This is a genomic window from Rhodoferax sp. UBA5149 (assembly GCF_002413825.1).
Taxonomy (GTDB): Bacteria; Pseudomonadota; Gammaproteobacteria; order Burkholderiales; family Burkholderiaceae_C; genus Rhodoferax.
Genome location: NZ_DHXT01000219.1, coordinates 17,913 through 28,401, shown reverse-complemented (window position 1 = coordinate 28,401; position 10,489 = coordinate 17,913). Strand labels below are relative to the sequence as shown.

8 protein-coding genes are annotated in these 10,489 nt (G+C 58.6%); 1 reads left to right on the top strand and 7 read right to left on the bottom strand.

The features are described from left to right. Positions 1 to 941 (top strand): SbcC/MukB-like Walker B domain-containing protein (locus tag B3V69_RS19660; protein ID WP_296449177.1); only part of this gene is annotated, 941 nt, incomplete at its 5' end. 87 nt (positions 942 to 1,028) lie between these two features. Here B3V69_RS19660 and B3V69_RS19655 read toward each other — a convergent pair. The 7 genes from B3V69_RS19655 to B3V69_RS19625 form a co-directional block, all read right to left on the bottom strand. After that, a complete protein-coding gene (locus B3V69_RS19655; RefSeq protein ID WP_296449174.1) occupies positions 1,029 to 1,907 on the bottom strand; it encodes a nucleotidyl transferase AbiEii/AbiGii toxin family protein in 879 nt (292 codons plus the stop codon). Beyond that, on the bottom strand, positions 1,908 to 2,522 hold the full coding sequence (locus B3V69_RS19650) for a type IV toxin-antitoxin system AbiEi family antitoxin domain-containing protein (protein ID WP_296449171.1): 615 nt from the start codon (positions 2,520 to 2,522) through the stop codon (positions 1,908 to 1,910). 258 nt (positions 2,523 to 2,780) lie between these two features. Beyond that, a complete protein-coding gene (locus B3V69_RS19645; protein WP_296449168.1) occupies positions 2,781 to 2,912 on the bottom strand; it encodes an addiction module protein in 132 nt (43 codons plus the stop codon). 273 nt (positions 2,913 to 3,185) lie between these two features. Continuing rightward, positions 3,186 to 6,416, bottom strand: a complete 3,231-nt coding sequence (locus tag B3V69_RS19640; RefSeq protein WP_296449165.1) for a type I restriction endonuclease subunit R — start codon at positions 6,414 to 6,416, stop codon at positions 3,186 to 3,188. A 564-nt stretch (positions 6,417 to 6,980) separates the two neighbouring features. Continuing rightward, positions 6,981 to 7,838, bottom strand: coding sequence for a DUF3800 domain-containing protein (locus tag B3V69_RS19635; protein WP_296449162.1), 858 nt, complete (start codon positions 7,836 to 7,838; stop codon positions 6,981 to 6,983). A 150-nt stretch (positions 7,839 to 7,988) separates the two neighbouring features. After that, positions 7,989 to 9,275 carry a restriction endonuclease subunit S gene (locus tag B3V69_RS19630; RefSeq protein ID WP_296449159.1) on the bottom strand — a complete coding sequence of 429 codons (1,287 nt, stop codon included), beginning with the start codon at positions 9,273 to 9,275 and terminating at the stop codon, positions 7,989 to 7,991. Continuing rightward, the coding region (locus B3V69_RS19625) for an HsdM family class I SAM-dependent methyltransferase (RefSeq protein ID WP_296449156.1) at positions 9,275 to 10,489 on the bottom strand (1,215 nt) is incomplete at its 5' end. The genes B3V69_RS19630 and B3V69_RS19625, both read right to left, overlap by 1 nt.

Below are 10,489 nucleotides of genomic sequence, written 5' to 3'. Positions count from 1 at the left end.
TAGCCGCGCTGAACGGCCGCCACGCCCAGGCCCAAGCTGCGCTCGCCCAACAAAGTATTGCTTTGGCGACCGCAAAAAACGCGTGGCACGCCGCCCTGCACTCCAGCCCCTTTGCTGATGCGTCAGCGTTTGAGGCCGCACTCTTGCCCGAGCCAGAACGCCAGCGCCTGACCGTGCTGAAAGAATCACTGCACGCCGCGCAACAGCGGGCCAGCGCACTGCTGCAGGCCGCACGCGACAAACACGCGCAGTTGCAGGCACAGGCGCTCACGCCGCTGCCACCCGAAGACATCGCCACGCAACTGGCGGCGCTGGAAGCGCAGCGCAGTCACTTGAGCGAGCAAATCGGCGCCCAGCGCGCCTTGCTCGCCAGCGACGCGCAGCACCGAATAGCTCAGCAAGCATTGTTTGAGCAAATCAACGACCAAACCGTGGAGTCGGATATCTGGCAGCGGCTGGACGGCTTGATAGGCTCCGCCAAAGGCGACAAGTTCCGCAAGTTTGCCCAAGGCCTCACGCTGGACCATTTGCTGCAGCTCGCCAACCGCCACCTGGCACGCCTGCATGGCCGCTACCTGCTGCGCCGCAAGCCCACGGGGGAACTGGAGCTGGACATTGTGGATGGGTGGCAAGGCGATGCCACACGCGACACGCGCACCCTGTCGGGCGGTGAAGGCTTTCTGGTCAGCCTGGCCCTGGCCTTGGCGCTGTCGGACTTGGTGAGCAACAAAACGTCCATCGATTCGCTCTTTCTCGACGAAGGCTTTGGCTCGTTGGATGGTGACACCCTGGAGATTGCGCTCACCGCGCTGGATTCACTCAATGCCAGCGGCAAGATGATCGGCATCATCAGCCACGTGGAAGCGCTCAAGGAACGCATTTCCGCGCAGATCCGGGTGGAGAAGGGCGGGGGGATTGGGCATTCGAGGTTGGTGGTGTAGCAACGGGGAGCGGGCGGGAGCCAAACGGATGTGCCACAGGCCATATGCTAAAACGACCTGTAGCCCCCGCAGAATGTGCGTAAGCAGCTATCTGTTTGATAGCAAATGATCGGTCGATGCGGCGTGCCTCAGTGCTGGCTGCAGTGTGGTGCGCAACGTGGCAACGACGCTGGGCAATGGCGCTGGTGGCAGTGCGTTCTTTTTGAGGAACGCCGCCCACAAAGCTTGCCGCGATTGATCGTTGGCAAACTCGTCACTCAAACCAATCGGCAGCTCTGTTGGCAACGCGGTGCCACGGCGGGTGAATGTAGCCGCAATGGCGGTGGCCAAGGTGGCCGGATCCAGCGCCTCGCGCTCCAGCAATACCGAGAGATCCAGATAGTCCTTCAACCGGCTGTTGGTCATGCCAAGCAGCACGATGGCGTGCAGCTTTTCTGCGATGACCGTATAGACTGGATAGGTTCGCAAGCGCGGTGCGGCAAAGTCGGCAAGCAGCACCGGATAGACGGCATCCACCGGCCCCGGTGTGACCGCATCGCCAAACCCAACGTCAATTTGAGTCTTGCAGCGGGCGCGTGCCAGCTCTGCCGACACGATCACCCGCGCACCTGCATAGCCCGCGTTTTTGCGAATCTCTTCCACACGCACGCTGGCTGCGTCGAAAACAATGCCGTCTTCCGCCGCCACGATCACGATTTCGCGGAACGCTTGCGCTATGGAGTGCAGATCACTGGCCCCAAAGCCCAGTAGATCCACATCCCGCGTGGGCCGGTGCGGCATGGCGTACCACAGGTTGAACAGCATCGCGCCTTTGAGTACAAAGTGGTCTGCGTGGGCCGACTGGCCCAGCCGGTACAAAAACCGCTCCAGCGCGTAGCGCACCAGTACCGAGTTGAAATCGGTCTGCTCGGCCTTGGCAATATTGAGCAGACGTGCCCGAACGGAAGCGGCGAGATCATGACCCATTTAGCCCCCGTGCCCCAAGGCTTCAAGATAGGGGCGCATCACATTGGCAACCCGACAAATCTTGGCGAAGCGCCACAGGTCATCCGCTGTGGCCTTCCTCTGGGCCAAGGCATCCTTGAGCGCCTCGATGGCCACATCAAGCCCGATCTTGTTGCGGTGCTTGAAGCAGTCGGCCACCGTCTTGGCCACGCCGTACACCCGCAGCGCCACCTGATCGACCTGCATCACCTCCACACCTGCGGCATACGCCTCGCCCGAAAACTGCACCATCTTCACCGGCGGGTAATCCATCTTGGGCGCGTGGCTGCCCTGCGGCATGGCGATCCAAACCTGGCGCGGCAGCTGCGTGGTGAGCTCGTGTATCTGCAAAGCCGTGAGCAAACAAAACACCGCCTGCGGCACCTTGACGGCAATGGTGGCCAGGCTCTCGTGCTCAGAGCCCTGCGCATCGGGCAAGCGGTACACACCGCGCCCCACGCGCTCCAACTGGCCGCTGGCGGTGAGCCGCGAGAGCACCACGCGCGCAATCCCCAGCTCCTGCAAATGGCTGGCGCGCAGCAGCCCGTGCTGGCTGGCCAGGGCGAGTACATGCTGGGTATGGGTGGTGGTGGACATGGGTTGCGAGTATGTTCCGTTTGTGCGTTAAATTCAAGTTTTCGAAGCATTTACGGAACATTGGCATCCGCTCAGCGGGCACACAGCGCCGAATGTCGCCAATTTCCAGCGGATACATCAGGGGCATGTGGGTGATGCGCTGTGCGGCGGTGCGCACCTCTTGCGAGAACGAGCGGCCCAGGTCGGGACGAATCGCCCGATACCAGGCGCGGGCCTCATCAAATTCGAGCTAGGCTAGCTCTGCAAATCGAACGTGCATCAGTCTTGGCCAAAAACTTCCTCGGGGGAATAGGTTTTGCTGCGTCCTGCGTCAAAACTGGCCAATCGCCGCACGGCCTCTTCACCCCAGACGCGGTCAATTTCTGGGTCTGGCTTGTCCAGGCTTTGCATGAGCTAGTCAATGATCTGAAACCGCGCTGTGGCTGGCAAGCGCAGGGCCTCTTGAATGAGTTCGTTGACTTGCATGGCGACCCTCTCCAATGGTTAAACGTCAAGCCGAATTTACACCGTCAGTGCACCGGGCGGTTGTTTGCACACAAATTGCGCTTGCTGCAGACGCGACGCGAAACGGCCAACGGCCAACGACCGAGAATTTAAGAAAAATCAGGCTCTGGCCCCCGTGAAATATGCGCAAGTAGCTATCAAATAAAGAGCAATTCCTGGTTAAGCATACGCACTCAACCCTGCCCCGTAGTAATGGTCATACACATGCGCGTAGGCCCGGGCGAACTTCTCGTCTCGGATGTCCTTGGTGTACTGCACCGGCAGGCGCCGCATTTCGAGCTTCAAGGTTTGCATGACTGCGGCCTTCGTTTGCTGCTTTTCCCGCCAATCAAAAACCAGCTTTTCGCGTCGGAGTGTCTCCAGCAGCTCGCGGCAGACTTTCTTCACGTCCGCCTGTTCCGCTTTGGTCAGCACCGGCTCCGGCTTGGTCAGGATGTCGAACAGCGCCAACTCCTCTTCGCTCAAACCCTCTGCGATGCCACGCTGATCTTCAGCCGACAGCACCTGCACAAATTTCTTCAGTTCCGAAAACAGGTCTTCGATGTTCTGGCTACCTGCGTTGTAGGCGTCAATCAGCTTCTGGAATTTCTCAGCCAGGTCCAACCGCGAAGCGTTCAGCTTCAGCATCGTCGCAAGCCGGCCCTCAATCAGCCGTTTCAACTTTTCCGCCTCGGTGCGTTTGTGGCCCTGGGCGAACTTGGCTTGCAGCGCCTCAAAGTCGATTTCAGAAAGGTTGATCAATGACTCCGCGCGGCTGGCGGGTCCAATGCGGTAACCCTCTGTGGCAATCGAATCGTTCAGCAGGTCTTCCACATCGCCCATCACGGCGGAAATATCGGGCTGCTCGGTTTCCGCCTTGATCTTGGCCGCCAGATACGCCACCAGCACCGACAAGGGTGCCAGCTCGTTGGCCATCGGGTCGGGCAGGATGGCTTTGAACAGCCGCGCCACCCGGCTGGCCAGTTGCAGGTAACGCTTTTTGTCCGCCTCGGTGCCCAAAAACGCCTCGACCGCATCGTCAATCAGCCCAATGCGCTCAAACCCTTGAGTCGCAGCGATGGTGGGCAGGGTCACCCCGCGCGCTTGAGCAAAACTGTCCGCCTCATCCAGCGCCAGGCGGAGCGCCGCCACCAGTTCGGTCTTGTCCAAAATGGGCGCAGCTGCATCGCCGCCAGCAGCCCCCGGCTGGGCATAAATCGCCAACGCGTTTTGCAAGGCGCGAAAAATGCCCACGTAATCCACGATCAAGCCCGACTCTTTGCCCGGCGCCACGCGGTTGGCCCGCGCAATGGTCTGCATCAGTGTGTGCGCCCGCATCGGTTTGTCGAGGTAGATGGTCGAACAGGTCGGCACGTCAAAACCAGTGATCCACATGGCGCAGACAAAGACCAGACGCAGCGGCGCCTCGGCGGCCTTGAACTGCTCGGCCAGGTTTTCCTTGAGCATCCGCTGGCGGTGCGGCACGATGTTCAGCCCCTTGTTGGCCAGGTCTTCCACCTCGTTCTGGCCTTGCGACACCACCACCGCCATGTCCGTGGTTTCCATCAGGTGGATGCGGGCGATCAACGCCTCGCGGGCGTCGCCCTCTACAACCTGATTCACGGGTACCAGTGCCAACTTAAGCCGTGCAATTTCAGCCTGCCAAGCGCTTTGCACCTTGTCATACATGCGCACCGCCGTGGCCTTGTCGATGCACACCATCATGGCTTTGCCACGGTAGCCGCGCCCGGTGAAATGCGTAACCAAGTCCTTGGCAATCGCGTCCAGCCGGTCTTCGCGGGTGATGATGTGGTACTCGCGGCCAAACTCGCGCTCCAGCTTTTTCTCCTGGTCCTCGTCCAGCTCAGCCGCTTCCAGCAAGCTTTCCAGGTCTTTGTTCAGGTCCTCATTGGTGAGCTGCACCTCGGGGATGCGGTTCTCGTAGTACAGCGGCACGGTGGCGCCGTCTTCAATCGAGCGGGCAAAGTCATACACGCTCACATAGTCGCCAAACACCTCGCGCGTGCGCTCGTCATCGCCCTTGATCAGAGGCGTGCCGGTAAAGCCCAAAAAACCTGCATTCGGCAGCGCGTTGCGCATGTTCAGCGCAAAAATGTCGTACTGGCTGCGGTGCGCCTCGTCGGTAATCACGATCACGTCTGAGCGATCCGACAACTGCGGGTACGGCTGGCCCGGCTCGTTTCTGAACTTTTGAATCAGCGTGAAGATATAGCGCTCATTGCCCCCCAGCAGCTCGCGCAAATGCGCCCCGCTGGTGGCCCGCACATCCTCACGCGCCGTGGCGCCGGTGGCCTTGAAGGTCTTGCTGATCTGGTCGTCCAGCTCCTCGCGATCGGTCACGATCACAAAAGTGCAACTGCCCAGCACCCGTCGCAACACCTTCTGCGTGAAAAACACCATCGACAAACTCTTGCCCGAGCCCTGCGTGTGCCAGAACACGCCCAGGCGTTTGGCGTCCATCTGGCCACTATTCAGCTGGGCGGCCCGCAACTCCACCAGCCGGGCAATCGACTTGTTGACGCCCAGAAACTGGTGGTTCTTGGCCGTCTTCTTGATCAACCCGCCCTTGCCCTCCTCAAACACCGTGAAGTTCTCTACATAGTCCAGCAAGCGCGTGGGTTCCAGCAGGCCGCGCAAAGCCCGCTCCAGCGACACCTTGCTACCGTTGCCTTTGGAATCTATGACCTCGGCTTCGTCATCCACCCGCTTCCAGTCAAAGAAGTGCTCCCACGCGCTGGTCAGCGTGCCCACCCGCGTGTCCGAGCCGTTGGACAAAAGGATGAAAGCATTGGGGTGAAACAACTGCGGCACCGACTGGCCCTTGTAGTCCCGCAGATTGGCGTCATACGCGCTCTTGAGCGGCACGCTGGGTTTCTTCAGCTCAATGAACACCAGCGGCAAACCATTCACAAAAGCCACCAAGTCGCAACGGCGGCGGTACATATCGCCCGCCACCCACATTTGCGAGGTCAGCAAGAAATCGTTGTTGCCGGGCGTGGCCCAGTCGATCACCCGCAGGGTCTCGATGGTGTGAGCGCCCGCCTCGTCCACCACCTTGACCTTGACGCCGTCTTTCAGCAAGCGATACAGCTCGCGATTGGCATTGACGGCAATCTGCTTGGAGCGGTCTTGCGTGATCTGCTCCACCGCCTGCGCGTAGGCGTCGAGTGGCAGGCCGGGGTTCAGCGCCTCCAGCGCGGCGCGCAGACGGCGCGGCAGGATGACTTGGTGTTCGCTCAACCGGCCCTCGGTGCCCTGCTCGCCAAAGGTTTCCCCGTACAGGTTTTTGACCGTCCAGCCCAGACCGGCGAGCAAGTCCATCGCCGCCTGCTCCACCAGCACCAATTCGCCATAGCTGGCGGTGACTTCCCGAACTGACAATTGAGACATCAAGTTTCCCGTTAAAAACGACCTGTTGGCTCGTGAAGAGCCTCCCTTGAACTGACAAAGTCTGACATTCCGACCGTTATTCGGCGTGTTTTTGTCAGTTGGATAAATTTGCTTCCCGTTTGTAATTTATCCTATTTAAATCTCTTTTAAATCAAGCACTTAGCCAGTAAATCGCGCGCCGAATAGGATAAATCCTTGGCTAACTTTCGCCTCGCGAATCCAATCTATCCAACGAATCGACGCTGTGGGGTTTGCACGCTCAATCCCCAACTTCTGACATCGCTGTCAATGTCCAACAAAGATTGATTGACATGTTTGAACATGGAAATCTATTTCAAATCAATCACTTAGCGTCAATGGCCGACACCAAACATTGACAAACTATGACGCCAATCCAGTTATTCAACGCTGATTTGTGAATTGTCTGGTTTTTCTTCCCGCTAGCGATTTAGCCTATTTTTGTCGCACAAGCCGCCACAACGTCACGCAAAGCCTTGGTCTCTGTTTTATACTTGCCGACAAGTGGATTGGGGGTTCCTGGTCGGCGTTACAGCCTCGGTGAGTTCATCGGGGCTTTTCGCTTTCTGGGAGCGGGTAAATTTTCAAGCCCCAATTCTCAAAACCCTCGCCAACGTTTTTCCGGCCACCACAGCAGAAAAATTTGCGCTTGAGCACATCAAAAGCCCGGTTTTCCTGCTCGGGGCGCAGCACTCTCAACCCAATGGGCCGTGCGACCAGATCAGCCAATTGCAAGCCTGCCAAATTGACCTTTTTATCTGCGAACTTGACGTCAAAGGGCAATGGCCTACCCCAGCGGTTCGAGCCATCGCAAATGCGGCGGAACTCCAACTCCAGTTCGTTATCTTCCTTTTTGCCCCGGCACTCCACCACCACATGGGTTAACTTGTCGTCCTGGTTTTTCTCCTGCAGCAGCTCGTAAAGCGTCTCCAGGCAAAACCCCAGCGCCAAGTGATAAGGGTTCGGCGGCACGCCCGGCTTGCTGCGCAGTTGCTCCTTGTCGATCACACAACTGATCAAAATGAAGTTACTGGCCTCAATGATGCTCGTCAGCTCCACCAGGAAATCCTGCTTGTGCTGCCGGGTTTGGAATCTGAAATCGCCTTTTTCCTTGCGTATTTCATGCTCATGCAGCACCGCCAAGTCGTGGCCGAAGTGGTTGAACTTGAACTTCTGCAGGGCTGGCACCACTTTTTCGCTGTAATGCCGCTTGTGAAATACGCAGAAAGCCAGCACAAACACCGGATAGTTGTCGTCCACCGTCTCCATGCCGTGATCGCCGCTTTCATCGACATAAACGACAAAGTTACTGAACTTGCCGGAAGGTGTGACTTCGGGCTCAACCACCGCGGGTGCGGCAAGCGGCTCTTCGTTTTCAAATAAGGAGAATTGCTGCGAAGTCATTTAGTGGATTACCTCAATATTGCTGTTTTCCAAATCCATCAATGCCATACCGTTCAATTCGGCATAGCGTAATGGCGAATCGTGTGGTCCCGCTGCAGGTACTTGCCCTCGGCATCCACATCCTTAGCAGCAGTGTCAGATCACCAGCGTTCATATGGTTTGGGCCTGTGGTTCCGGCAGCGTGGACACGTCCAGCTCGCCGGAGATGAGTTTGGGGAGCAGCAGGTCGCGGGTGGTGCGGAGGTTGATGTTTTTAGCAATGAGCGTCTCGCGCAGTGAAGCGGTTGGAAACGTCACTTGCTCAAATTGATCTTGAAGACTTCGGGGCGGACGAACGACGGGCACTGATTCCAAAAGGCGCGTGTTCAGATTGGGCATCGTGACGCCGTGTGCCCGCCCGGCAATTAGCCCGACGACGTTGTCCTGCCCAAAATAGTTGAACAGATACCAGCCATTTATTGCAGCCGGATCAGGTCGAATGCGCAGACAGCCCGTTCCACAGAACCACCCGGATTGATGCGCCATGATGAAAGCACGCCGCCCAATGTCCCCTCGCCGGCCATAGACGATGTCTCCCGGCTTCATGCGATGGCGCGGGAGGCTTTGTGCGGTAGCTTCAGGAATGCGGGCAATCGTCTCCGTATTGATTCGGAACCCAAGTAAATCCTTCGGCATCAACACTGGCACACCCTCGCTCGAATAGTCAGACTTGTGTAGCTGACTCCCGAAGGGACCCGTCTGGATTCCGTCCTTCGATGGGCAGACTTTTACGAGCGGGTCAACGCGCCACCCCTCCGGTATCAAACCCATCTCGGACTCAACCATCCGCACGCCCTCATGGCCGGGGAAGCGGAAGCGGACGAACCACTCTTCGTAGAGGCGCCGGGCCATCTCCTCCAGAATCGCGATGCGCCGCGTGTTGTTCTCGATCAGGTCGTCGTAGGCGGAGAGGATGGAGGCGATGCGGCGTTGTTCATCCATGGAAGGCAGTAGCGGCAACTCCAGGCCCCGAATGTCTTTCATATTGAGGTGATGAACAGTTGCTCCATTCGATTGAGAATGAATTCGTCCCTGAAGCTCATCTCCCAACAATAAGTAAACAAGGTAGCCCGGCACGACCTTCGCTTGATCAGGCCGAATCAGGACAGTTCGCTGCCCTAAGCAAACCTTGAGGTTTTTGGGAACGATTGCGACGTTACCCACAGGAGCCTCGCGGGCAAGAATGAGATCGTCGGCATGTGGCTCCATGCGCTGCGTCCACTGGAGATAGGTTTCGTCCGATACCCGGTTAACGCCATCAAGGATTAACCGCCCACGACCAATGTTTGGTGTGCGGATTGAAGGGTATCCGTCCGGTTGTATGGGGGCGGTCTTATGTTCGCAATCAATGATCGCTACGCAAACGTCATTGAGCAAGAGCGGCTTTTTCGGTGCCATCAGGCCAAACTTCCCAGCAAACTCGTCACACCCTCGGCAATCGTAGATTCGAGGGCTCCTGCATCGCGATTGAGCGCTTCTAGCTCATCGTTCAGCTCAGTCAACCGCTCCGCAAAATCAAACTCATCCGCCGCCCTGGCCCCCACGCCGACATAGCGCCCCGGATTCAAACTCCAGCCCTGCGCCTCAATCTCGGCCCGCGTTGCCGCCTTGCACAGCCCCGCCACATCGGCATACACGCCACCCGGAAAGCGATCCTCCAGCAGCGCCTGGCTGCCAGCGTCAAACTCCGGCGCTTCACCGCGATGCAGCCGCACCACGTTGGCCAGCAACTCCAGTTGCTCGGGCGTGAACTCGCGCGTCGAGCGGGTCACCTGTTTGAAGAAGGGCCGCGCATCCAGAAACAGCACCAGGTCCTTGCGCGGATTGGTCTTTGGCAACTGCGCCTTGGCCTTGTCAAAAAACCACAGCGTGCAGGGCAGCGTGACGGTGTAGAAGAAGTTGGAGCCGATGCTGACGATCACGTCCACGCTGCCGCTTTGGATCAGCTTCTTGCGGATTTCCATCTCGCTGCCGCGCGCATCGCCGGCCGAGTTGGCCATCACGAAACCGGCGCGGCCGGTGTCGTTCAGCGCCGAGTGGAAGAGCTGAATCCACAAATAATTGGCGTTGTCGGTGCTGGGCAGACCGAGCGGGAAGCGGGCGTCGTCCTTGATGCGGTCTTTGTCCACGCCCGACACATTGAACGGTGGATTCGCCATCACAAAGTCGAAGCGACCCAACACCTTGTGCGGGTCTTCGTAGTAGGTGTTGGCCTCGCGGACGTCACCCGAGAGGCCATGCACGGCCAGGTTCATCTTGGCGAGCTTGACGGTGTCGCTGGATTTTTCGGTGCCGAACACGGTCAGCTCGGTGGTGGCGTTGCGTTTGTGGCGCTGCACAAAGGCGGCCGACTGCACAAACATGCCGCCCGAGCCGCAGGCCGGGTCAAAAATGCGGCCGTGGTTGGGCTGCAGGACTTCCACGATGAGGCGCACGATGCTGGTGGGCGTGAAGAACACGCCGCCTTTTTGCCCCTCTTTGAGCGCGAAGTTGCCCAGAAAGTATTCGTACACCTTGCCAAAGGCATCGCCATCCAGATCGACCGCCGCCAGCAGGCGCAGCAGCTCGACCAGCGTGGCGTTAGGCAGCAGGTTGTAGCCGCGCGGCAGCAC